Here is a 23,475-nt window from a genome sequence, read left to right on the forward strand (position 1 = left end):
ACTATTGGCACTCGTTATTACACTCTATCTTCTATATTATTTTAATATTTCTTTTTCGGAGTTTCTAATATATACATTATACTTTGCTTTTGACTTTTTCTTTTGTTTGAATATCTCAATAAAACCTTCAACATTAGAAGTATCTATACCAACAAAGTTTTCTAATTCATAATCCCACCAATTCAGTTCCATTAACTCACTGATGATATCCTTACTAAATCTCAATTTAATGAATTTGGCTGGAACACCACCAACAATAGAATATGACTCGACGTTTTCTCTCACAATAGAACCTGCAGCAATTACTGCCCCATTACCGATCTCTACCCCTCTACATATAACTACATTGGCACCAATCCAAACATCATGCCCTATTTTAGGAATTTGATGTTTTTTCAATGTAAGATCTCTTTGAGTGCCAATTCTGTCTGGTATATTAAAACTGTGTTTCGAACCGAAAAAAATAGGGTGCATTGAAATATGATTAGGCTCATGCTCTCCCAAGCCTATCTTGACACCAGGAGCTATCGAACAATAGCGACCGATAATAGCCCCACCGACTAGGCAATTTTCGCCCAAATAACTGTAGGCGCCGATATTAAATTGCCCCATGATTTTGCATGATGAGTGTATTCTGCATGGGTCTTCGTAAGTGATATTTGTAAAACTTGTCATTTCGCAAGAGAAATTTGAACTCATCATTGGCTCCAACACCGAAAAAATCTGATACTTATAATTTATTGAGTTTATTGCCTTGGCCATCATTCCTTACCATAACCTTTCCCCCAAAGAAATGATTACCTTCTACAACATTATTATCGGCATAATCAGGATAAAACTTAAGGCTTCCTTCCCTCGGTTTATCCCCGCAATCAAATCCTGATAAGTCCCGGTTCTGCCGGGATGCCAGCCAGATGCCTACGGGTTCATTCACAAAGGTATTGTTGCGAATAACGTTGTAGTCGCTGTGCTGCCAGCGGATCACAGATTTTCCTGTGCTGAAATGCTCGCCGCAGTTCTTATACAGAAACACCCCCCCTGCCCCGTTGGATTCAAAACGGTTGCCTTCAATCAGGTTGTAAGCTGACGAATCGACGGCTAATCCTTCACGCTTCCCCTTGCCGAAACGCTCATGGCCGTTGTCGATGATCTGGTTATCCACGACTTTATTATTACGCGAGGAATGTTCCAGATAGATACCGGACATATACGAGTCGCGGACAATCGAGTGGCTTAGCGTTGAGTGGGTGACGTAATCGTCAAAGTAAATTCCTACGCGTCCGCTGCCGGTCACTTCAACATTCTCAAGGGTGATCCGCGTGGGTGTCCGGCGGTAGTTCTCTTCGTGATTCGGGCTGAGTTTATTGGCTGCGATGTCAGAAGTGATACGGATCCCGCTGCGGGTGAAGTGTCGCACTTTGCAGTTACGGACGGTGACATCGGATAATGGCTTACCCTTGCTGTTGATCATTATGCCAAAAGGGCGTTCATTGTCCCCCTCCAGCACCGCTCCCCGGCAATCTAACGTGGTGTTGCTGCTGGTGATGATGACCGCTTCTTTATAAACGCAGTGAGGGGACAGCGTGGTGTTGCCGCGCACCTCAGGCAATTCGCACTCATGAGAATGCATCGAAGGAACTGCACCAGCACAGGCAGAAAGAAATAAAGGCAGAAGAACAGCTAATGAGAAATATGCACAGGGTGGAACTGATAAACGTTTTTGCATCTGTGCATATTCCTCTGCCTGTTTTTGAAGGTTAATCGTTATGAAGGCTGATGTTTGGTGTAATTCATAATCAGTTTCTGACTGATAAATACCGGGTGATATGGGTTATCAGTCGCTGTGGCGATATCCACTTTATTGCCACCATAAAATACGGCATTAATCTGCGTATTCTTCAGCAAGTATAGCCGGAACTGCTTAAACAGCTTCGCATCGGGTTTAAACCCTGACTGCCAGAACTGGTTCAGATGTCCCTGATACGTAATGCCTTTAATGTCATAGAGCGCGTTGCCCATCACTTTCAGCGGCTTGTTATGAATAAGCGCGGAGAGACCCGCGGTGCTGTTAATCGTGACTACGGCTTTCGAGTGGGTCAGCAGTTCCGGCATCGGCAGATCATGCACGTAGATCACACGGTCAGCGATGTCGTATTTTTTGCCAAGCTGGCGGATCAGCGGCCCGTATAAGCGGTGCCCTCTGTCCATCGGGTGATGTTTGATCACCAGATACTCAGCGGAAGGGGCTTTTTTGGCAAACGAGTGCATCACTTCATTGATGTAATCACGCACATCCTGATACGGGCTGTGATTGCGGATCTGACTGTCGTTATATACCTGCAAAATGGCCAGATAATACCGCTGATCCAGATCCGTCTGCAGTTGCTGCAAAATGTTGCGCTGGCGGAAGGCGTACAGCTTTTTACGCCAGGCAGCACGGGTCCAGCAGCGCGCCTCATACCACGGCGAGAAGGATTTGTGATGGCGATATTTTGGGAAGTCGTGCCGGTAGCGCCAGCCCGCCAGGTAATACACGGCCGCATGACGCACGCGCTGCCAGCCCGAAGGTTTCAGTTGTTCAACTTCCGGCATGGTCATTTCAGGCAGGCTGCGGTAGAACTCCGCATCGCGTGGCAGGCTGGAATAGGCATTCACGCCATTCTGTTCCAGCGTGATGTAATGCGGGCGCAGATATCCCTCCTCAAACGCGAGGAAGCGTATGCCTTTAGCCTGTGCCCAGCGTTTTGCTGCCTGATGCAACGGACGACAATCCCCGAAACACACGATGGTATCGAAGTCGTAATCCTGCCAGGTCTCTTTCAGCCAGGTCGGAAACTCTTTTGGCGTTTGCTGGTACAAGCGGTATTCACGCTTTCGCGAATACACCCTGTCGCCGCCGTTAAAGACGACATTCACCGCCTCACGCCCCAGAGACTCCAGCCACTGAGCTAAATCGCTGAAGAAAGGCCCCATCGGCCCCTGCAACAGCAAATATTTTTTCCCAGAAAGTAATGTCGTAAGCGCCTTACTGTCCATTTCTGTCCGTTTCCATTAATGCAATAAGCTTGTAGTAAGAAGCCGGTTCAGGTCGTCAACGTCACCCGGACCAGCATGAGCAGTTTTCTGTAATACCGGACTATCCTGCCCGCTTTAACTCTGGTGAATTGCATTTGTGCCCGGGGCGTCGCAGCAAGAAGTTCAACCGCCTGCTCTGCCAAAATGGGCTCCCGACTTTGCGGGTCGATATACGACGGGTAGGCAATCAGCGCCTGGTAAACCACATCGTCTAAAGTGAGGCTGCGCAGCCGGCGTGAACAGGCATGCTCATCCTGCGTCAGTCCCCATCCGGCATAAAATGGCATGCCGTAACACACCACTTTTTTACCGTGTAACAACGCTTCAAAACCTGACAGCGACGTCAGCGTGTGCAGTTCGTCGGCAGCCTGAATACATTGAATAATGTCTGCATCCAGCGCCTGACTGTCCGCCCAGCGGCTGACATCTTCGGCGGGAATGTGTCCCTGCCGGTTCCCCACCAGAACATCCGGATGAGGCTTATAAATAATGTAAGCGCCGGGGTTACGTTCCCGGACAGTGCGTAAAAGCGCGCTGTTGGTACGCAGGGATAGCGTGCCGGTCAGGATAGAGGCATCGTCCTCAACCTGCCCCGGCACCAGAATCACCGTTTTATTCGTCGCTTCAGCGGGCAAGGTAAACGCCGCGCCAAGGTTGTATTTACTGACTTTGCTGGCAACCAGTCTCTGGCGTAACGTGGCAGCCCGCTGCTGCTGGCATGGCGCCAGATTGCTGTGGCTCAGCAACAGTTCCAGGTCGCTCGGGCGCGTCGCATCGTAATAGATACCGGTTTTATCCAGCACCAGCGACAGCGGCGGATGCAGATCAGACCCCAGCCCGGCCGAACGCAGGAAACCATCTTCCATTCGCCATTGCGGGATCTGACGCTGCTGCGCCTGAGCACCCCAGCGAGCCTCGCCTTTGATACCCCACACGACACAGGCCACTTCACCGGCATAGCGTTTACTGAAATTCACTTTGTTGCTTTTAGTTCGCAGGAAAGGCCCGAGAATGCTGCGCTTCCAGAGGGTCAGTCCCGGCGACCAGAGGCGCCCCGCCCGCTGTTGCTGATGCTTTCGCTGCATCAGCAGCCAGCTGAGCACATCAAACAATGTGCCGCTTTTGCCATTAGCCGGATTGATGTACCGGCTGTAACGCAAACAGGCCGCGCTGAACAACTCTTCCACGCTGGCGGTACCCCGGCGTGCCCGGAGCGATGCGGACTGAGGATGACGGTCATCCGTCAGTCCCCAGCCTGCGTACCACGGCTGACCAAACACGCTGACCGGTTTTCCGGCGATCAGCGCTTCAAATCCGTAGTTAGACGTCACCACGTAAACCCGGCTGACAACGCGCAACAGCGATTGCGGGCTGACGTTTTCAGCCAGCAGTTTGATGCGTGGATCCTGCTGCGCCAGTTCGGTAATCTGCGTGAAATAGCCGGCCTTTTTGCCCTGCAAAACATCCGGGTGGATCTTTACCCAAATCTCAGACGTCGGATTTTCTGCCATGGCGGCCTGCAACATCTGTCCGAACTGCTCCGCGCCTGCATTGCCATAAACCACCGCCATATCACCGAAAGTCTGATCGACCACCAGCACCGCGCCACACTCGGGTTTTGCCTTTGTGCAGGCCGGTGCCTGGTTATATTTCGACAGATCACCTTCCACGATGATCTGCATGGCCTGCCGCGCCGTATCCTGCAGCGGCTGATTCTCTTCACGCTGGCGGATCAGCATTTCAAGCGTGCTGGGTTTCGAGGCGTCGTAATACATTCCCTGCGTCTCTAAAACCATTGAGAGCGGCGGACAGCCCGACACACCCAGTCCCAGGGAGCGGATAAACCCGTCTTCCAGCCGCAGCACCGGCAAGCCTGACTGCTCTGCCCGCGCGACGGCTTTCCCGCCGGTTGGCCGGTAACCCCACACCGCGATGCGAGTGATGCCATCCGGCACCGGTCGCAGCAGCGAAAGCTTGCGACAGGGTTCGCCGAGAAACGCTTCCAGATGCGGGATACGTTGTATGCCCGCTGAAAAGATCCCAATCATTAAATCGTCAGCACCACTTTCGCGGCGACGGCCAGCTGATACAGGATCGTCGAGATGCCACGGGTGATTTCGATATTTTTCGATTCGTATTTCGGCAGAACCATCAGTTCATCCCCCGGCTGCAACGTCTTCACGTCTTCCGCGTTAATCGCTTCGCCGTTTTGTTTAATCAGGATGACTTTCGAGTTCCCGGCTTTTTGCGTGTAGCCACCGACTTTCTCAATGTAATCATCCGGGCTCAGACCTTTCTGCCAGCTCACCGCATTCGGGAACAGCACTTCGCCGTGGATCATCACGAGTGAGGTTTTCTCCGGAATGTTGATGACATCGCCGTCTTCCAGGATCACTTCATTCAGATTATTTTCGCTCAGAACCACTTCGCCTTTCGGCACCACCTGACGCGCCTTCGCCACGAAACGGCTGACTAACTGGGCTTCCTGCGCACGCAAACGCCCTTCTTCCTGCGTCGAGGACTGTGCGGAAAGTGATGCTTCTTCGAGTTTCTGCAAGGTCAGATCCAGCATCTCTTTCTGGCGAAGCGCGACAGAACGACGGTAAAGCTGGATGGCGTTAATCTGCGACATGCTGTTGGTGCGGATTTTTGGCAACAGCTGGCTCATGGTGGCGCCATACGGCAGCACCACGGCGTGTTCACCGGAATGCGCGCCTTCGATGCGAACCTGAATGGTGCCTGCATAACGGTCGGAACTGACAATCAGTTTGTCGCCATCCTGCAATGAGCGCCCCGGTGCGGACCCCAGCGGGTAATACTCGCTGCGTTTCATGCTGCCCTGCTGGCGGATAATGGTCATGTGCGTCGCGCCCGGTTTCGGGCGTGCCCAGCTCAGGGCCTCGCTGACCGGAATGGTGCTGTCGCGGAATTCAAAGTCGTAGCTGTTAAAGACATCGCCTTCCACGCTGAATGTGTGCTGACGCGGCCCGACCACGATGGTATCGCCGTCAGAGAATTGCGACAGACGCAAATCGCCGTTGAGCAGGAAGTCATACAGGTTAATGCGCGAACGCACGCGGTCATTGTGTTTCACCACAATGTCGACATAGCTGCCGCGTTCAGTATCGACGCCGCCGGCTTTACTCAGATAAGAAAGCAGGGAGTCAGACGCCACACCGCCGTATAAACCGGGATTGGTCACATAGCCGGTGACAAACACTTTGACCGGCTGTGCCTGAAGCAGGGAGGCATACACGTTGACGTTGGCCTGATAAACCTGTTTTACCTTGGTGGTGATCACGCTGTTCAGCTGGCTGTTCGAGACGCCTGCGACTTTCAGCGGGCCGACGTTTGGCAGGAAGATATTACCTTTCGGGTCAACGGTCAGCGCGCCGTCAAAATTGAACGCGCCCCACAAACGGATTTGTACCTGATCGCCGAGGCCAACAATGTAATTCGGGTTGAAACCGATACTGGCCGCGTTATCGGCAGCCGCACCGCCGGTAAATAACTGCGCACCGAACATGCGGCTCATCACTGCCGGAACCGGAGGCGGTGGGGAATCATCAAAGCCGGTATCCGGACTCGTCTGTTGCGTCTGGCCGGTTAAAAATGTCGGCAACGGTGCCGCGCCGGTCATATTCGGATCGGCATTGATCCCCACGGCATTGGCCTGGGTTAGCTGGAAGGCCAGCAAGATAACAACGGACTTCAATAATTTCATAACAAACTCTGTAGGCGATTCTTCAGGCAAAAAGGGAAAGCGATACAGACCACATCAGTCTTTATGGTCATCGATAACGGCCAGCAATAATTTAATCGTTCCGAACAGCAGACAGCACACCAGCAACCAGCTGGCGATCATATAAGGGACATTCGGGAAGGTGGTTTCTTGCGGTAACTGAGGCGAACTGATCACCGACAGCACTTTCAGTTTGCGGGCAGCTTCAACACGCGTCTTTTCAATGGATGTCAGGGTGAGTTTGTAGAGTTCAGTATCAAACTGCACTTTCGACTTAATCTCTTCGAAATCCACGGCCATGGTATTGAGCTGACGGCCATCAGGCGCAGTAATTTTACTTTTTTCCTGATCAATCTGTTTGCCCAGAGACGTAATCGCATTTTGCGCACTGATCACCTGTGGCGCATCGTCACGCAGGTAAGTCAGCAGATTGCGTAACTCCGCTTCCATCTGAATTTTTTGCCCGACGAGCGTGTTCACCAGCGTGGTGGCGGCAATCGCCTGCGCTTCAGGGTCGAGAATATTGTTGTGGTTCTGATACGCCAGCAACTGCGCTTTACTCGCATTGAGACGTGCACGGGCCTCAAGCATTTCGTTTTCAGCAAATGCCTGCTGATCGCGGGCGATCTTATGAGAAATTTCATTGATGAAGCGTTCAGATTCTTTGAGAACGGCTTTGTTAAACTGCTCAGCGAACTGCGGGGTGAAGCCCTGTGTGCCGATAGTCAGCAGGCCCGATTTATCGTCATACGTGACGGCAATACGATCGCGATAATAGTTTAAAAACTGCTCGCGGCTGGCATCTTTGGGCAAATGATAGAGGAAATCTAAGCCGCTCCTGCCGAACACGGAATGGAAATCGAGTTGCTTATCCAGCGCGGCCAGCATGTCAGGTGAGTTGATGTATTCTTTTAAATACATCGCATCCTGGGCTGTGCCCGGGTTTCCTGCCCCCAACAGTAAGCCGACATTCAGGCTGGTGCCGCTGATGTCGTTAGAACTTTTGATCGCAACGGTGGATTCACTGAGATAACGCGGACGACTGAAAATCACCAGATAGATGATCAGTAACGCCATCGGCAGGCCAATGACAATTTTACCCAAATTGCTGTTCAGCGTTGCCATACTAAAATACGGAGACCGACGAACCCGGGCGATATGTTCCCCGGGCCATGCTGACTTCATTTTTTCAATAAACATTTATTATCATCATGACAAACTGCACGTTTTTATTATCGTGCTTTATTAAAAGTACCGTGAAACTGCGTTGATATCCCCAGCCAATGGATCACGGTGCGAAATCTTCATCGTGTTTAGGACTACACTTAAGAGTGGGCACTTATCATGGTTAGCCAAGCAAGCACATGTGTCTGACGAAATCCATTTCCTGGTCTGGCCGGTCGTAGCTGCAAGGCAGCGAGGGGAACTGAATGATAAGTCGCTAAGACCTGCCAGGAACAAGGCTCCGCAGGCAGATCATGAGGTCACGAATATGCGAAAAGCAACAAATTCACACAATCTATTTATGTCTGAAATACATTCATTCAATTCATGGGTTTTTTTAACATAGAGCTCGAAATAACACAAACTCTATCGGATAACTCTTAGGAAAAGAGGTCACTATGGCAAGCGGATGGGCGCAAGATGGCGCAGTGCAGGATCAGATTGATTCAACGGTCAATGATGCCGTTGATCGCGCACGTCAGTCTCTCGGGCATGGCGAAAGTGCGCATTATTGTAAGGAGTGTGGCGAACCCATTCCGGAGGCGCGCCGGAAAGCCCTTCAGGGCGTACAGTATTGCGTCACCTGTCAGGCCGCCCTGGATAAAAAGCAGCAAGATCACGCGGGCTACAATCGTCGTGGCAGTAAAGACAGCCAGTTGCGCTAGAACTTTACATTATACGTTGACGCACCATTATGGTTCAACACAAGTCATTCCCCCCGTTATTACTCCCGCTTTTCTCTTTACATTTGCTTCAAAACTGAGCACAGGTTTTGCTCATGTACCAATAAAGTTAGAGCAAGTTATCATTTGAGCAGCGCATTTGTTAATTAATGATTGTTTAAAATACATCATATGGTTAATGATGAAGCTGTGCACCATGAGAGAACATGGCGACGTGCAGCAATGCGCCAAACTGGTGCAATCTGATTTTTAATCACTGCCTGATCGGTTCAGCAAAGCGATAAGCCATTGAATTTTAATATACCTGTCATTTGGCATGAATATTGCATCAAAGCGCCGTAATATAAAGTCGTTCCCATAATATGTACAAAGGAAATTCACTGATGAAGTCACTCTTAAAAGTTTCCCTGGCCGCGTTAACTCTGGCCTTTGCCGTTAGCTCCCACGCAGCAGATAAAAAACTGATCGTAGCTACCGACACTGCGTTTGTACCGTTTGAATTCAAACAAGGCGATAAGTACGTCGGCTTCGACATTGACCTGTGGGACGCGGTCGCTAAAGAGATGAAAGTCTCCTATGAACTGAAACCAATGGACTTCGGCGGCATCATTCCTGCCCTGCAAACACACAACATCGATCTGGCGCTGGCGGGTATCACCATCACGCCTGAACGTAAAAAAGCCATCGACTTCTCTGACGGCTATTACAACAGCGGCCTGATGGTGATGGTTAAGAGCAATAACGACGCCATCAAAAGCGTTGCTGATCTGAAAGGTAAAACCGTTGCAGTGAAAAGCGGTACCAGCTCCGTTGATTACATGAAAGCCAACGTGCAGACCAAAGATCTGCGTCAGTTCCCGAACATCGACAGCGCTTACATGGAACTGGGCACGGGCCGTGCTGATGCGGTCATGCACGACACGCCAAACATTCTGTACTTCATCAAAACGGCCGGTAAAGGTCAGTTCAAAGCGGTCGGCGATTCACTGGCTGGCCAGCAATACGGTATCGCATTCCCGCAAGGCAGTGACCTGCGTGAGAAAGCCAACGCCGCGCTGAAAACCATCAAAGAGAATGGTACTTACGCAGCAATCTACAAAAAATGGTTTGATACCGAACCTAAATAAGTCCTTTTCATTTAAGTCGTTCCTTTTCAGAAAGAGCACTTGATAAGAAGCGCCTGTCAGATGCAAATCTGCACAGGCGCAGTTTGTGGTTTTACCAGGAGATAATCCATGCAGTTTGACTGGAGCGTAATTTGGCCCGCTCTGCCTATCCTGCTCGAAGGCGCCAAAATGACATTGTGGATTTCGGTCCTCGGTCTGGTTGGCGGTCTGATTATTGGTGTGATTGCGGGTTTTGCCCGCGCGTTTGGTGGCTGGTTTAGCAGCAACGTCGCACTGGTCTTTATCGAGCTCATTCGCGGTACGCCTATCGTCGTACAGGTAATGTTCATTTATTTCGCCCTGCCGATGATGGTGCCCGATCTGCGGATCGACCCGTTCAGCGCGGCGGTGGTGACGATCATCATCAACTCCGGTGCTTATATTGCTGAAATTACGCGCGGCGCGGTGTTGTCGATTCACAACGGTTTCCGTGAAGCGGGTCTGGCGCTGGGTCTGTCGCGCCGTGCAACGCTGCGTTACATCATCATGCCGCTGGCATTGCGCCGCATGCTGCCACCGTTGGGTAACCAGTGGATCGTGAGTATCAAAGATACCTCGCTGTTTATCGTTATCGGTGTCGCCGAGCTGACCCGTCAGGGCCAGGAAATCATCGCCGGCAACTTCCGCGCCATGGAAATCTGGAGTGCGGTTGCTGTTATCTATCTGATCATCACGCTGGCTCTGAGCTTTGTTCTGCGCCGCTTAGAACGCAAACTGAAAATTATATGATTGAATTCAAGAACGTCTCAAAACACTTTGGTAAAACCCAGGTGCTCCACGACATCGATCTGAACATTTCTCAGGGTGAAGTCGTGGTTATCATCGGGCCATCCGGCTCCGGTAAATCCACGCTGCTGCGCTGCATCAACAAGCTGGAAGAAATCACGTCCGGCGAGCTGATTGTTGATGGCCTGAAAGTGAACGACCCGAAAGTCGATGAACGTCTGATCCGCCAGGAAGCCGGTATGGTGTTCCAGCAGTTCTACCTGTTCCCGCACATGACAGCGCTGGAAAACGTGGCTTTCGGCCCGATCCGCGTTCGTGGTGCGTCGAAGGATGAAGCCAATAAACTGGCGAAAGAACTGCTGGCAAAAGTGGGCCTGTCTGAACGCGCCAACCACTATCCGTCAGAGCTTTCCGGTGGCCAGCAGCAGCGCGTGGCGATTGCCCGTGCACTGGCGGTTAAGCCAAAACTGATGCTGTTTGATGAGCCAACCTCGGCGCTGGATCCTGAGCTGCGTCACGAAGTGCTGACCGTCATGAAGCAACTGGCAGAAGAAGGCATGACAATGGTTATCGTGACCCACGAAGTCGGCTTTGCCGAGAAAGTGGCTTCACGCTTAATCTTTATCGACAAAGGCCGTATTGCTGAAGACGGTAAACCGGCTGATCTGGTGAACAACCCGCCGAGCGAACGTCTGCGCGAGTTCCTGCAACACGTTTCCTGATGCAGAAAGCCGCTGCAAGGGCGGCTTTTAACTCTGACCGGAATTATTTCGGTTTCTCAAGTGCGGTGATCGCTTAACGCGCTGCGCCGAAACCGCCCAAAAGGGGAAAGTGCTTTTCCCCTTTTGGATTTCCCCTCGCTTTCTTACTTCGCGCTGCCGCTTGCTGGCTATGTTCCAGTTACCACCGTGACAGGCTGGAAATCTAGCCGCTACGCGGTGCCTTCTCTCGGTCCTGAAGCCATAGGTCTTCAGGCCGCTCCGTTCAGCAAGATTTCTGAATCGCTCGCACGATCATAAACATGAGATCTGCTCCTCCCCCTGCGAAGGGGGAGGCGGGGAGGGGGTTTTAAAGACGACTCAAACGGCTATTTGATCCATAACGTCTTCATCATTTGCTGAAAATGCCAGCACATCGTTTAAGAGGTTCAGCCTTTCCAAAAGAACAAAATTCAGTATTTCTTTAGCAACTGGATTGCAGATTTCGGTGATAGCCAGACAAAGTGCACGGCATTGATCACAAAGCTCATCGGGTTCAAGCGGTGTCTTATCGAACAGGCCATCAGCGGTAGGATTCGGTAAAGAAGTAGAAATAATCATGGTAAACCCTCAAATGTTTGTTGTGGCGTCATACATGCGTTGCAAATCGCATGGGTGGCAGATCAAACAGAGTTTGCAATACCGGACATTTGAGAAAACCAGCCAGCCCGAAGGCTGCTCTGTCTGATCCGCCATAATATGCTGGCGGAGATCCACGGTGTATTTAACCATGAATATTTCAAATGTCACAGGTTGCAAATCCTGGCTACGGATTTTGCCGCAGCAGGAAACAATTTACGCCGATTAATTTAATAAAAAATTGGCTTTTCAAAGCATTGGAAAGCATCTCGCAAACAAAAATGTAATCAATGTAAAGCATAGATTCAGGTAATATTATGAGTAACTTCATCACAGAGTCGTTATTAAAACCCCCTCCCCGCCTCCCCCTTCGCAGGGGGAGGAGCAGATCTCATGTTTATGATCGTGCGAGCGATTCAGAAATCTTGCTGAACGGAGCGGCCTGAAGACCTATGGCTTCAGGACCGAGAGAAGGCACCGCGCAGCGGCAAGATTTCCAGCCTGTCACGGTGGTACCTGAACGAAGCACTTGTTGTAAAGGCGGGGAGGAATCCAAAGGAGGGAAAGCACTTCCCTCCTTTGGGCGGTTTCGGCGCGAGAGGCCGCGTGATAACCGTTATTGAGAAACCGAAATGTTCTCGATCAAAGGGGTTGAAAGCCTCCCCGTTGCAGCGGCCTCCTGCAACTAATGCCTGGTCTGTTCCTTTTCCCTCGCCACGACCGAAAACTCCGCCATCATCCGCACCAGATCCTGCATACCGAGGTTAACCTGATTGATCACATCACCGGCATTGCGGCTCAGCACCACGCCACCGCCTGCGCGGTTGACGCAATTCCCCATACCATCAATCGCGGCCATCACACCATCACGGATGCTTTGCGTAAGCTGGTCAATTTCGACGGCAGCCTTGCGGGACTGATCGGCCAGTGAGCGAACCTCACCCGCCACCACGGCAAATCCTCTGCCCTGCTCGCCCGCATGCGCGGCTTCGATGGTGGCGTTGATGGCTAACAGGTTGGTTTGAGACGAAATACGGCGGATGGTATCAACCATTTCGCCAATACGTTCAGATGTCTGACCGAGCTGCCCGATGATGTCGGAAGTCCGCCGCGCCAGCGCTTCGACTTCCTGCATATCTTCCACTGCCTGCCGGACGATGGTCACGCCCTCTGCCGCGGTTTTGTCAGTAGTCAGCGACAGTTCATGCACGTGCGTCATCATGCTTTCCTGCTGACGCTGCTGATCCATCTGATCCGTAATGTCATGCGCGATTTTGACGATTTTTATCACTTTGCCGTCATCATCGATCACCGGGTTATAGCTCGCTTCCAGCCAGACAGACTGACTGTGGCCAGTGATGCGCTCAAAACGGCCAAGGATAAATTCACCGTTTCTCAGACGCTGCCAGTGATTGCGGTACTCGTGGGAATCACAGTATTGCGGGACACAAAACATCGTGTGGGAATGGCCCTTAATTTGCTGCAAAGAATAACCCATGACTTTCAGGAAGTTATTGTTCGCAGAAATCACATGACCTTCAGGTGTAAAGGTAATCAGTGCCATTGAACGGTCAAGTGCTTGTAAAATTCCCTGATGCTCGTGGGATTCATTAATTCTTTCAGATACATCACTGGCAATTTTAATTATCTCGGTCACTTTGCCTTGTTTATTTTTCACCGGAACATAATTTGCCTCAAGCCAGATTATATTCCCGTTTTTGTGTACACGTTTAATATTTCCGCTGACCGACTTTCCCTGCCGCAAACCTTCCCAGTGAAGACGATACGCATCGCTGGCAACAAACTCCGGGGTGCAGAAAATCCGGTGAGGCTGACCAATCACCTCGTTTCTGCTGTACCCCATGCTGCTGAGAAACAGGTCGTTAACCTCAAGCACCACGCCTTCCGGCGTGAAAGCGATCATCGGAACCGCCTGCTGGATCGCAGCGAATTTATCACGCCATATCGTACTAAACTGATGAGAAAATAATTGCATAGGACAGACACCCTGTGGCTGATAACGTGAATTAATGTGTAATCACAGTTAATTTATAAAAATACACGTGCTAATTCCCACAGATGATGAGTAAAGTTACTCATCAACATGCGAAAGATTAGTCTGACCCCTGGGTGGGTTTAGGCAGGTGCGTGAAAATTTAAATAGCGCAGTGAAAAATAAACTCACCAGCAAAATCATTACTCTGATAATTAACAAACTTTATTATAGTCAATTAAGCTTAATTTAATTCACCAAAAAAGAAAGGGGCTGGCAGGAGTATTTTTTCCAGCATATTCACCGTCAGATAAACACGCTGGAATACAGGAATTCACAACGTGATCAGACTGACCAGCGTTTGATTGCCCAACTTTTTTGCTGCGAAGGCGTCAGGAAAGTCCAGGCGACAAAACGGCTGATCTTGTTGCCATGCACCATTTCGACAGTGCGGACATCCGTCGCGTCCTCTTCACGAAGTGCATCATACAGTAACGGCAGCGTTGTTTTTTTGGAAACCAGCACGGTGTACCAGAAACAGTTCTGCGCTTTACCGGCGCTCTCTTCTGCCATACGGACCACAAAGGCTTCTTCACCACCTTCACACCACAATTCGTTGTGCTGACCACCGAAGTTAAGCTCTGCGGTGCCCGCACGTCTGTCCAGCCCCAGGTTTTGACGTTTACGCTGGCTGCCGGATGCCGCATCTGCCGCTGAAGCGTGGAACGGCGGATTACACAGCACCGCGTCGTATCGCTCATCATGGCGGATAATGGTGTCGAGAATACGCTGCGGTTTCGCCTGTAAACGGAAACGCACCTGATTGGTCAGTTGCGGATTGGTGGCGACGATTTTTTTAGCCGCCGCCATTGATACCGGATCAATCTCACTGGCGGTGAAGCGCCAGCCGTATTCGCGTAAACCAATAATCGGGTAAATACAGTTCGCGCCCACACCGATATCCAGCACGGAAATGTCTTTGCCTTGCGGGATATTGCCGTTGTTGCTGCCCGCCAGAAGATCTGCCAGATGGTGAATATAATCTGCACGCCCGGGAATTGGCGGGCACAGGTAATCAGCCGGAATATCCCAGTTTTCAATCTGATAGCAATCGCGCAGCAAAGCACGGTTCAGGGCTTTTACCGCCTGAGCGTTGGCGAAATCAACGGACAAATCGCCCCATTTATTTTCGACGACGAACGGTGCAAGTTCCGGGCTGCTGGCAATCAGGGCCGGGAAATCATAGCGGCTGCGATGACGATTTCGCGGGTGAAGACCGCTTTTTTCCTGAGGGAAGACTTTCTTTTTTTCCACCTGAGTGACTCTCCGAAAGGTGTGCGCGACGCATAAAATATGCGATGGGGCGTTGGATATTTATGAATGGCGCACAAGATACCACAAAGCGCCGCCGCCTGCCGGATGCATGCTGACTCGGGCGGGCACATAAAAACGGTCAACGTCTGATTAATTCGGGTAATGTACAAATCATAGTCTTTATGAATTATTTGCTGAGGAAAATCATGAACACTGATGAACGTTACTACTACGAGCCCGCTAAAGGCCACGGTCTGCCCCATGATCCGTTAAACGCCATTGTCGGCCCGCGTCCGATTGGCTGGATTTCATCACGCAATGCCGCCGGACAACGCAACCTGGCGCCGTACAGCTTCTTCAACTGTTTCAATTACCGTCCGCCGATCATCGGTTTTGCCAGCAGTGGCTGGAAAGACAGCGTGGCGAATATTGTCGAAACCGGCGAATTCGTCTGGAATCTCACCACCCGACCGCTGGCGGTGAAAATGAATGAAAGTTCGGCCTCGCTGGAACACGGGGCAGATGAGTTTGATTTCGCCGGTCTGACGCCGCAACCGGGAACACTGGTTGCCGCGGATCGCGTACTGGAAAGCCCGGTGAACTTTGAGTGCAAACTGACGCAGTGTATTCAGCTTAAAACGGCCGCCGGTAGCGATATCGATACCTGGCTGGTGCTGGGCGAAGTGGTTGCCGTGCATATCGCGCCACATCTGCTGATTGACGGCATTTATCAGACTGCGCTTGCCGAACCGGTATTACGCGCCGGTGGCCCTTCTGCCTATTACGGTATTTCAGAAGATTTACGCTTTGACCTGATACGCCCCGACGCCCGTTGACCTGAGGCGTAAGACAAAAAAAAAGCCACCGCACGTTGACCCTGCCGGTGGCTTTTATGTTCATGATCTTTATTTTTTGCTGTAACTATTTTCTACCGTAGTTCTGTTCAACGAAATCCGCAAAATCCTGACACATCGCGTCATCACCGTCGGCACTGTCAGCGAGGATCAACGCACCATCCACCACGCGGATATGCACATTCAGATCGAAATCCGCTTCAGGTTGCTCACGTTTTGATGCCTTTTCAATGGTCTGCTGCGCTTCCTGCCACGCCGCATCCACGGTCTGATTACAGGCCTGCGCCAGATAATCCGGATTGAACCCCTCGCCGGTCAGGCTGCGCAAGGTATCGTCGTGACTGACGCTGTTACCCGGCGTCCAGTAATGCTTCGCCAGATCCGGACCGATGGCCGGATTGTCGGTCAGATAACCATCGCGTTTCAGGAAGAAAGCGCGGGTCTGTTCCACGGCCATCATCGCCAGCAGATAGCCCTGATACGAACAGGCGGATTCCATGGAAAGCAGATGCGGGATAGCGAGCGTCGGACGCGGACTGCCGGTGACGCCCAGAATATGGGTTTCGACATCACGCGCCAGCGCGGTCATCGCTTCCGGCGTGCGTTTCTCATCCGGCCACTGATAAAGCTGCCACTCGAAATACGGCACCAGCAGAATGTGACGTTCATTGAAGGAACGCATCGGCTGACGGGCTTCAATACTGGCGCGGATCAGTTCATCCGGCACCGGTTCACCTGCGGTATTTTTCGCATAACGTTTCAGCCAGTCAGCATCTTCCAGCAGGCTGTCGCAAAACATGGATTGCGTTTCCGCATAGGCCATGGACGTCGGCGGGAATTCCTGCGAGAAGCATGGCGCATTCTGGCGGATATTGGCGAAGTGCGCCGCATGGCCGCCTTCATGGAACAGCGTATTCAGGCCATTCGCGCCACTGCCAATCTGATCAGGTTTCGCCAGGCTGGTGAAGTTAATCACTGCTGGCACCCATTTGCCGTTGTCATAGAACGGCGGCACCGGCCCGTGCATAAAACCATTTTCAAACTTGCCTTCGCGTACCAGCAAATCCAGCTGCATTTCTGCACCATTAAAACCGATATTCAGGCGCTTGAAGCTGTCTATCCAGCGACGCAGGGAATCAGCGAACGGGAAGTAAGGATCGAGCTGACGGGTGACGTCACCGGCGCTGGCGAAGCGGATATTCCATGGCAATAGTGCGGCGTCGCCTTCACGCGCGACCAGTTCATTGAGGCTGCGGGTGTTGCTTTCGCGGGTTTGCTCTTCGAAACGATCGAGGATGGCGAATAACTGTTCCGGCGACATGCGCTCGGTTTTATTCACTTTATAATCGAAGTAGTTGCGGTAACCGAGCTGACGCGCAAAACGGTTACGCAAGCCGATCAGCTCAGGCAATCCGTTATGCAGCAGCCAGTCCTCCAGTTCGCGCAAAGCATTTTGCGAACTCCGGCGGTAGACTTCATTTTCGTTATTCGCCTGATTGGTCAGCAGCTCGCCAAGGGAGGCATTAACGCGCTCGCCTTTGCTGTTGATGTGCGTCATGCGGTACTGCTTACGTTTGCCGAACAGCGCCGATTCCGCCTGAATAATTTCATCCAGCAGCGCCTGTGCTTTAGGGTCTTCAATCACGTTACAGTCAAAGAAATTCAGCCAGCCACGCAGACCGTGCAGTAAGGCATCACGCGCCTCGCTGGCGGATTCTTTTTCGACGCGGGCAATCGCATCACGCAATTCCTGCGGGCGGGAAGGCTGGGCGATAAAACGTTTGTACGCCGTTTCAGCAGCGGAGAAAGCCGCAGAAACAGTGTCATCACCGGTGCCCATATAGTGTTGCCAGAACAAATTTTCTTTGTCCTGATGAACGTTGAGGTAATCGCGATTGAGGGCGTTAAAGTAGTCCTGGGCCTGTTTCATGCATTCTTCTCTGCTGAAAGTTAACGAGATTATGCATTGAGTGTATGTTCGCAAAGCGGTTATGTCGATATGGCAAAACCGCTTTTGAACGTCAGGCAGGAAGGTGCGGAGATCAGTTTTTCTTAACAAACTCAGATTTGAGTTTCATCTGGCCGAAACCATCAATTTTGCAATCGATGTTGTGATCGCCTTCGACTAAACGAATGCCTTTCACTTTGGTGCCGATTTTCAGCATCGAAGAACTGCCTTTCACTTTCAGGTCTTTGATCACGGTGACAGAATCGCCATCCGCCAGCAGATTGCCGTTGGCATCCACCACTTTCAGTACATCATCATCTGCCGCAGCATCACTGTTCATCGACCAGACATGACCGCATTCAGGGCAGTTAAGCATTTCGCCGTCCTGCCAGGTGAATTCGGATTGACACGTCGGGCAAGCTGGTAAAGTTTCCATATTTAAATCCCCATAAAATTTTATAAAAAAACGAATAAAATCATGAAATAAATTTCGTAGTTTCTCTATTTTAGCGGTTAACCACACTTTTGAACAGGGTAACGGAGTTTTTGGGGAGCTGAGCCGGACTTAAACGCAGGATTTATAGAGGAATACAGGCAGTTTTTTAACTCCTCCTCCTGCGAAGAGGGAGGCCGGGAGGAGGTATTAAAGGCGAAACCCATGCTTATGCACACTTAAACGCCTGATTTTGACCTTAATACCCCACCCCAACCCTCCCCTTCGCAGGGAGGGAGCGGATCGAGTTCGGTTAAAAAATCTGATCCACAATCATTCTGGCCTCAACCATATCGGCACAAACCTCTGCGGCCACCAGACAACACGCCAGTTGCGTGATGATCGCCTGCGGAATAGCGCGTTCGCCCTTCAGGCATTCCTGAATGTAGGCAACGGTAGTGGCGACATCTTTGCTTGCCGGCACGTCCGCACCGAAAATCTCTTCTTTTTCGGCCAGTACGCGCTGTTCGCCACCGGCGATAAAGTGCGTCTGCGGAAAGCGTGAAGGGTTCGCGTACACTTCCCCTTCAGTGCCTTGCGTCAGGAGCGCACGGCCATCAATCTGGCGGAAGAACGAGGAAACACGCTGCACGTATTCAGGGTGCGAAACACTCGATAAACGCAGGGAATCCTGACCGGTAAACGGCGTGATAAGTTTCGCCAGGGTATGGCTGCTGTTTCGCACCCCCATTTGCCAGCGCAACGCGAGCTGTTTTTCGACTGGCGGGCAAAGTACGGAGATTGGCACAAATACCGGTGCGTCAGCCGCATCTGAAAGCTGTTGTGCGTCCTGCTGGCTTTGTGCTGCGCGGATGCCGAGCGCACGAAAAATCTCAGCACTGGTGATGCGGGTAGGATCTTCATCCACACCATGCACCAGCACCGGCAAGCCGAGACGGCTGAGCAGGATAGCCAGCAGCGGCGTCAGATTCGCCTGTTTACGTGCACCGTTATAGGTTGGGATCACGACCGGCAGCGGACGATCAGCCGGTGGCTGAAGGCGCATCACGCACTCGTCCATCGCCTGATAAAAACCGAGCATTTCTTCTTCCGCTTCGCCTTTGATACGAAACGCAATCAGCAGCGCACCGAGTTGCAGATCCGGCACCTCGCCCGCCAGCATGTGGCGATACAACGCATGCGACTGCTCACGGTTCAAATCGCGGGCGTGATTTTTGCCCCGTCCCACTTCTTTGATGAGTTTGGTGTAATCCATCGTAGCCTTACCTTGTCTGTGCAATCATGTGTCAGTGGAAAGAAGTTATCGTCTGCGCGCACGGCGACGAACCGGGTCTTTCTTCGCGGTCTTGAGAATATCGGGACGCTTCACTGAACCGGGCGCTGGCATTTCGCGCTGTTCAATCGGGAATACCGGCAATGCCGCCAGCAGGCGTGCACCGTAACTTTTTGTCAGCAGGCGCTTATCGTAAATCACGATTTCGCCCGTACATTCATGGCTGCGGATCAGTCGCCCGACCTGCTGGATCAGATTGAATGACGCGCTGGGCAAACTCTGCACTTCAAACGGATAGCGTTTCAGCGTTTTCAGCCATTCACCTTCCGTCAGAATAACCGGACTGTCGATAGGGGGGAAAGCGATCTTATGGATATGTACCTGCGTCAGCAGTTCCCCTTTCAGGTCCAGCCCTTCGGCGAACGATTGCAGGCCAATCAGTACGCTGGTGGTGCCCGCAGCGACGCGTTTACGGTGCTCCTCGACCAGCCGGTAGCGCGGCTGATCGCCCTGCACCAGTAACATCAGGCGTAAATCCGGTAACAGCGCCACAAACTGCTGTAACGCACGGTTGCTGGCAAACAATACCAGTTGACCGGTATGCCCCCCTTTCGCCAGTTCAGCGCGGAAGAAATCTGCCATTTCCTGAATATGCGCGGCCTCATTGGCCATCACCGGTTCGAGGGTCATTTGCGGAATGACCAGCTTGCCCTGCTCGAGGTGATTAAACGGCGAATCCAGGCTGACAAACCGGTCACCGGCTTTTTCCGTCAGCCCGCTCATTTCCTGAAGCCGGGAAAAACTGTTCAGCGAACGCAATGTCGCGGAAGTGATCACCACATGCGGCACTTTGCGCCACAGCATTTTTTCCAGCTGTTCGCTGACGCGGATCCCCGCGCAATGAAACACCAGATGTGTCTGGTTATCGAAATACGAACGCGTCACCCATTTGCCAATCGGGGCATTCGAGGCCTTGTCCAGCGCCGCCAGCCGCCACAGTTTGCTCATGGTTTCGAGATACCCCTGCATGCGGCTCATATGCAGAATCGCGCGGTGTAAACGCATAATATCGTGCTTGCCGGTTTTCTCGATGAGGTCATTCACCATGTATTCTGCCAGGCTGCGCAGGCCATCGGTGAGTTTAAACAGGCGGCTGCACTGTTCGGTCAGTTCAGGGGGTAAGACGCCCAGCTCGAAACGGTATTCGGCTTCCGGTTCTGCAGGTGGCAGATGCTGGCTGACCGCTTGCTCGATCAGCAGCAGCAGTTCGCGCATTTCGGCACAGTGGTTATGCAGGCGTTCAGCATGGGTCAGCGGCGGCGGATTTTTCGGGGTGAACAGCGCCAGACATTGCTCAATCTGCCGCACAAAGTTGTCCAGTTGCAGGTTATTCCACACCGCTGTGATTTCGGCCTCAACTTCCAGCGCATCACGCGCCACTTCCGGCAAATGATGGCCTTCATCAAGCACCAGCAGCAGATCTTTCGCCGGCGGCAGCACCGATTCCGATTCCAGCGCAGCCATCACCAGCGCGTGGTTAGTCACCACCACATCGGCACTTTCGATCTCTTTGCGCGCCACAAAATACGGACATTCGCGGAAATAGTGGCAGTTACGGCTGAGGCAGTTGGCTTTGTCGGTGCTGATTTTTATCCACAGCGGATCGTCGATGGTTTTCTGGTAATGATCGCGCAATCCGTCCCACTCGTAGCGGGACAACGCGGTTTCCAGCGTTTTACAGAGTTTCTGTTCTTCGCCGCTGGAAGGCGCCAGTTCATCGCCGAGGAACAACCCGAGGTCGCCCTGCGCATTCTCGTTACTCATCGCCGCCAGATTACGCGGGCAGACATAACGGCCACGCCCGAATGCGCCGGTGAATTTCAGATCCGGAATAATTTTTTTCAGCAGCGGGAGATCTTTACTGAAAATCTGATCCTGCAACGCCACGTTGGCGGTGCTGACAATCAGCGGTTTTTCTTCCTCGCGGCTGACGGCAATGCCGGGGATCAGATAGGACAGCGTTTTCCCGACGCCAGTTGGCGCCTCAATGGCCAGATGCCGTGCAGAATCCCCCGAGAACGCTTTCGCCACCTCTGCAATCATCTGACGTTGCGGAGCGCGGGAAATGAAGTCCGGGATTTGCTGTTGCAGGGCTTTGTACCACTGGCTTATCTGATTTTTTACTGCGGGGGAAAGCGCCATGCATCTCTTTTTTGTTGGAAGTGAGACAGGAATGTCGGGGCTATTGTCACACAGACCCGCTTCCGGCGCAGCCCGAAATCTCAATTCCTCCTCCTTACGGGTGAACGAAAATTGTGCAGAAAAAACGGAGGATGTGTAAAAAAAGAAAAAGTTCATTTCTGACTGTCATAAATTGATCACAAAAATACGGTAAAAAACTCTCGCTGAGAAAAATCCGAGTCCACACGGAATGCACAGCAAAAAATGGTGATTAGCGTCTTTCCATAAGACTTCATATAAAGCTTTCCCAAAAAGCTTTTAATAGAAAATGCAGGGTAAAAATTCATGAAACGTAATATTCTGGCACTTTTAATTCCTGGTTTATTGATTGCATCAGGCGCACACGCAGCGGAAGTTTATAATAAAGACGGCAATAAACTGGACCTGTACGGTAAAGTGAAAGGTCTGCATTACTTCTCTGACGCTGCCAGCAATGACGGCGACCAGAGTTATATTCGTTTCGGTTTTAAAGGCCAGACACAAATTAATGACCTGATCACCGGCTACGGCCAGTGGGAATACAACGTCATGGCTAACCATGCTGAATCTGACAGCAAAACGCCAAGCACCACCGGCACCAAAACCCGTCTGGCCTTCGCTGGCCTGAAATTCGGTCAATACGGTTCCGTCGACTATGGCCGTAACTACGGTGCGCTGTACGACGTTGAAGCCTGGACCGATATGTTCCCTGAATTCGGCGGCGACGGTTATACCAAGGCTGACCGCTTCATGACTGGCCGTACCAACGGCGTAGCCACCTACCGTAACCGTGGCTTCTTCGGCCTGGTTGACGGTCTGAACGTTGCCGTTCAGTACCAGGGCAAAAATGAAAACGACGGTCGCGGCAGCAGCACAGCTAACGGCGACGGTTATGCACTTTCCACCACTTACGCACTGGGTGACAGCGGCGTGAGCCTGGGTGGTGCCTATGCTTCTTCTGACCGCACAACTGCTCAGAGTAATTCCACTTACGGCAAAGGTGATAAAGCAGACGCATGGACTGGCGGCATGAAATATGACGCAAATGGCGTTTATTTAGCCGCAATGTATGCTGAAACCCGTAATATGGTGGCAATCACCGTCCCTGGCGGAATTGCAGGCGCACCGGCTGGCAGCGGTTTTGCGAATAAAACACAAACCTTCGAAGCCGTTGCACAATATCAGTTTGAAAATGGCCTGCGCCCTTCACTGGGTTATGTCCAGACTAAAGCAAAAGATATTGAGAATATCGGTGATGCCGACCTGGTTAAATACGTTGACGTAGCCGCGACCTATTATTTCAACAAAAATATGTCTGCGTATGTTGATTATAAAATCAACCAACTGTCTGACGACAATAAACTGGCTCTGAACAACGACGATATCACTGCCGTTGGCCTAGTTTATCAGTTCTAAATTTAAGCGTTTTACCCCCTCATTGTTATTTCTCTGTCTTTGATTTTTTT

The 23,475-nt window shown here is 51.6% G+C and carries 19 protein-coding genes; 6 read left to right on the forward strand and 13 right to left on the reverse strand.

The window, feature by feature from the left end:
• Positions 1 to 36 precede the first annotated feature (36 nt).
• From HGO41_RS03130 to HGO41_RS03155, 6 genes are read right to left on the reverse strand one after another with little or no spacing between them, the layout of a single operon-like run.
• On the reverse strand, positions 37 to 765 hold the full coding sequence (locus HGO41_RS03130; RefSeq protein WP_228388949.1) for a CatB-related O-acetyltransferase: 729 nt from the start codon (positions 763 to 765) through the stop codon (positions 37 to 39).
• The gene (locus HGO41_RS03135; protein ID WP_250980753.1) at positions 731 to 1,726 is read right to left on the reverse strand and encodes a right-handed parallel beta-helix repeat-containing protein; all 996 of its coding nucleotides are present in this window, start codon (positions 1,724 to 1,726) and stop codon (positions 731 to 733) included. Before HGO41_RS03135 ends, HGO41_RS03130 begins: the two co-directional genes overlap by 35 nt.
• A gap of 38 nt (positions 1,727 to 1,764) precedes the next feature.
• Complete coding sequence (locus HGO41_RS03140; RefSeq protein ID WP_250980754.1) at positions 1,765 to 3,036, reverse strand: capsule polysaccharide biogenesis protein; 1,272 nt, start codon at positions 3,034 to 3,036, stop codon at positions 1,765 to 1,767.
• A gap of 47 nt (positions 3,037 to 3,083) precedes the next feature.
• Entirely contained in the window at positions 3,084 to 5,123 is a 2,040-nt protein-coding gene (locus HGO41_RS03145; protein WP_250980755.1) for a capsule polysaccharide biogenesis protein, read from the reverse strand.
• Positions 5,123 to 6,799, reverse strand: coding sequence for a polysaccharide biosynthesis/export family protein (locus HGO41_RS03150; protein WP_013574686.1), 1,677 nt, complete (start codon positions 6,797 to 6,799; stop codon positions 5,123 to 5,125). Before HGO41_RS03150 ends, HGO41_RS03145 begins: the two co-directional genes overlap by 1 nt.
• Positions 6,800 to 6,853: 54 nt before the next feature.
• Positions 6,854 to 7,942 (reverse strand): capsule biosynthesis protein, encoded by a 1,089-nt coding sequence (locus HGO41_RS03155; RefSeq protein WP_370633942.1) that lies wholly within the window; start codon positions 7,940 to 7,942, stop codon positions 6,854 to 6,856.
• 497 nt (positions 7,943 to 8,439) lie between these two features.
• Here HGO41_RS03155 and HGO41_RS03160 point away from each other — a divergent pair, with 497 nt between their 5' ends.
• The 4 genes from HGO41_RS03160 (at position 8,440) to glnQ (ending at position 11,338) form a co-directional block, all read left to right on the forward strand.
• On the forward strand, positions 8,440 to 8,706 hold the full coding sequence (locus tag HGO41_RS03160; RefSeq protein ID WP_013574684.1) for a DksA/TraR family C4-type zinc finger protein: 267 nt from the start codon (positions 8,440 to 8,442) through the stop codon (positions 8,704 to 8,706).
• Positions 8,707 to 9,107: 401 nt separating this feature from the next.
• Positions 9,108 to 9,851, forward strand: coding sequence for a glutamine ABC transporter substrate-binding protein GlnH (gene glnH, locus HGO41_RS03165; RefSeq protein ID WP_013574683.1), 744 nt, complete (start codon positions 9,108 to 9,110; stop codon positions 9,849 to 9,851).
• A gap of 108 nt (positions 9,852 to 9,959) precedes the next feature.
• Entirely contained in the window at positions 9,960 to 10,619 is a 660-nt protein-coding gene (gene glnP, locus HGO41_RS03170; RefSeq protein WP_013574682.1) for a glutamine ABC transporter permease GlnP, read from the forward strand.
• Complete coding sequence (glnQ, locus tag HGO41_RS03175; protein ID WP_013574681.1) at positions 10,616 to 11,338, forward strand: glutamine ABC transporter ATP-binding protein GlnQ; 723 nt, start codon at positions 10,616 to 10,618, stop codon at positions 11,336 to 11,338. The genes glnP and glnQ overlap by 4 nt, the downstream gene beginning before the upstream one ends.
• A 357-nt stretch (positions 11,339 to 11,695) precedes the next feature.
• On the opposite strand, the gene HGO41_RS03180 is transcribed toward glnQ, so the two are convergent.
• The 3 genes from HGO41_RS03180 to rlmF all read right to left on the reverse strand — a co-directional run bounded on the left by HGO41_RS03180 (position 11,696) and on the right by rlmF (position 15,260).
• Entirely contained in the window at positions 11,696 to 11,935 is a 240-nt protein-coding gene (locus HGO41_RS03180) for a hypothetical protein (protein ID WP_013574680.1), read from the reverse strand.
• 703 nt (positions 11,936 to 12,638) lie between these two features.
• The gene (locus HGO41_RS03185) at positions 12,639 to 13,949 is read right to left on the reverse strand and encodes a methyl-accepting chemotaxis protein (protein ID WP_013574679.1); all 1,311 of its coding nucleotides are present in this window, start codon (positions 13,947 to 13,949) and stop codon (positions 12,639 to 12,641) included.
• Between the two features lie 342 nt (positions 13,950 to 14,291).
• Complete coding sequence (rlmF, locus tag HGO41_RS03190) at positions 14,292 to 15,260, reverse strand: 23S rRNA (adenine(1618)-N(6))-methyltransferase RlmF (RefSeq protein WP_112151179.1); 969 nt, start codon at positions 15,258 to 15,260, stop codon at positions 14,292 to 14,294.
• A gap of 206 nt (positions 15,261 to 15,466) precedes the next feature.
• On the opposite strand from rlmF, the gene HGO41_RS03195 reads away from it, so the two are divergent.
• Positions 15,467 to 16,096 carry a flavin reductase family protein gene (locus tag HGO41_RS03195; RefSeq protein ID WP_119261404.1) on the forward strand — a complete coding sequence of 210 codons (630 nt, stop codon included), beginning with the start codon at positions 15,467 to 15,469 and terminating at the stop codon, positions 16,094 to 16,096.
• 85 nt (positions 16,097 to 16,181) lie between these two features.
• Here the strand turns inward: HGO41_RS03195 and HGO41_RS03200 are convergent, their stop codons facing one another.
• The 4 genes from HGO41_RS03200 to dinG form a co-directional block, all read right to left on the reverse strand.
• Complete coding sequence (locus HGO41_RS03200) at positions 16,182 to 18,044, reverse strand: M3 family metallopeptidase (protein ID WP_015689543.1); 1,863 nt, start codon at positions 18,042 to 18,044, stop codon at positions 16,182 to 16,184.
• Between the two features lie 112 nt (positions 18,045 to 18,156).
• Entirely contained in the window at positions 18,157 to 18,498 is a 342-nt protein-coding gene (locus HGO41_RS03205; RefSeq protein ID WP_013574675.1) for a zinc ribbon domain-containing protein YjdM, read from the reverse strand.
• A 310-nt stretch (positions 18,499 to 18,808) separates the two neighbouring features.
• Positions 18,809 to 19,771 (reverse strand): DNA-binding protein YbiB, encoded by a 963-nt coding sequence (gene ybiB, locus HGO41_RS03210; RefSeq protein ID WP_153375122.1) that lies wholly within the window; start codon positions 19,769 to 19,771, stop codon positions 18,809 to 18,811.
• A 45-nt stretch (positions 19,772 to 19,816) separates the two neighbouring features.
• Complete coding sequence (gene dinG / locus HGO41_RS03215; RefSeq protein WP_250980756.1) at positions 19,817 to 21,991, reverse strand: ATP-dependent DNA helicase DinG; 2,175 nt, start codon at positions 21,989 to 21,991, stop codon at positions 19,817 to 19,819.
• A 324-nt stretch (positions 21,992 to 22,315) separates the two neighbouring features.
• On the opposite strand from dinG, the gene ompC reads away from it, so the two are divergent.
• Positions 22,316 to 23,425: a porin OmpC gene (ompC, locus tag HGO41_RS03220; RefSeq protein ID WP_013574672.1), complete on the forward strand. Its 1,110-nt coding sequence runs from the start codon at positions 22,316 to 22,318 to the stop codon at positions 23,423 to 23,425.
• Positions 23,426 to 23,475: the final 50 nt, after the last annotated feature.

Origin of the sequence: Rahnella sp. CG8 (assembly GCF_023701875.1) — a bacterium.
In the GTDB taxonomy this organism is placed as follows: domain Bacteria; phylum Pseudomonadota; class Gammaproteobacteria; order Enterobacterales; family Enterobacteriaceae; genus Rahnella; species Rahnella aceris.

What these genes read in the sequence shown, in the direction of transcription:
- HGO41_RS03140 (WP_250980754.1), bottom strand. Translation starts at nt 3,036, where the DNA reads ATGGACAGTAAGGCGCTTACGACATTACTTTCTGGGAAAAAATATTTG.
- glnH (WP_013574683.1), top strand. Translation starts at nt 9,108, where the DNA reads ATGAAGTCACTCTTAAAAGTTTCCCTGGCCGCGTTAACTCTGGCCTTT.
- HGO41_RS03200 (WP_015689543.1), bottom strand. Translation starts at nt 18,044, where the DNA reads ATGAAACAGGCCCAGGACTACTTTAACGCCCTCAATCGCGATTACCTC.
- ompC (WP_013574672.1), top strand. Translation starts at nt 22,316, where the DNA reads ATGAAACGTAATATTCTGGCACTTTTAATTCCTGGTTTATTGATTGCA.
- HGO41_RS03160 (WP_013574684.1), top strand. Translation starts at nt 8,440, where the DNA reads ATGGCAAGCGGATGGGCGCAAGATGGCGCAGTGCAGGATCAGATTGAT.
- HGO41_RS03135 (WP_250980753.1), bottom strand. Translation starts at nt 1,726, where the DNA reads ATGCAAAAACGTTTATCAGTTCCACCCTGTGCATATTTCTCATTAGCT.
- HGO41_RS03130 (WP_228388949.1), bottom strand. Translation starts at nt 765, where the DNA reads ATGATGGCCAAGGCAATAAACTCAATAAATTATAAGTATCAGATTTTT.
- dinG (WP_250980756.1), bottom strand. Translation starts at nt 21,991, where the DNA reads ATGGCGCTTTCCCCCGCAGTAAAAAATCAGATAAGCCAGTGGTACAAA.
- glnP (WP_013574682.1), top strand. Translation starts at nt 9,960, where the DNA reads ATGCAGTTTGACTGGAGCGTAATTTGGCCCGCTCTGCCTATCCTGCTC.
- HGO41_RS03155 (WP_370633942.1), bottom strand. Translation starts at nt 7,942, where the DNA reads ATGGCAACGCTGAACAGCAATTTGGGTAAAATTGTCATTGGCCTGCCG.
- HGO41_RS03180 (WP_013574680.1), bottom strand. Translation starts at nt 11,935, where the DNA reads ATGATTATTTCTACTTCTTTACCGAATCCTACCGCTGATGGCCTGTTC.
- HGO41_RS03185 (WP_013574679.1), bottom strand. Translation starts at nt 13,949, where the DNA reads ATGCAATTATTTTCTCATCAGTTTAGTACGATATGGCGTGATAAATTC.
- HGO41_RS03205 (WP_013574675.1), bottom strand. Translation starts at nt 18,498, where the DNA reads ATGGAAACTTTACCAGCTTGCCCGACGTGTCAATCCGAATTCACCTGG.
- HGO41_RS03150 (WP_013574686.1), bottom strand. Translation starts at nt 6,799, where the DNA reads ATGAAATTATTGAAGTCCGTTGTTATCTTGCTGGCCTTCCAGCTAACC.
- HGO41_RS03145 (WP_250980755.1), bottom strand. Translation starts at nt 5,123, where the DNA reads ATGATTGGGATCTTTTCAGCGGGCATACAACGTATCCCGCATCTGGAA.
- HGO41_RS03195 (WP_119261404.1), top strand. Translation starts at nt 15,467, where the DNA reads ATGAACACTGATGAACGTTACTACTACGAGCCCGCTAAAGGCCACGGT.
- ybiB (WP_153375122.1), bottom strand. Translation starts at nt 19,771, where the DNA reads ATGGATTACACCAAACTCATCAAAGAAGTGGGACGGGGCAAAAATCAC.
- glnQ (WP_013574681.1), top strand. Translation starts at nt 10,616, where the DNA reads ATGATTGAATTCAAGAACGTCTCAAAACACTTTGGTAAAACCCAGGTG.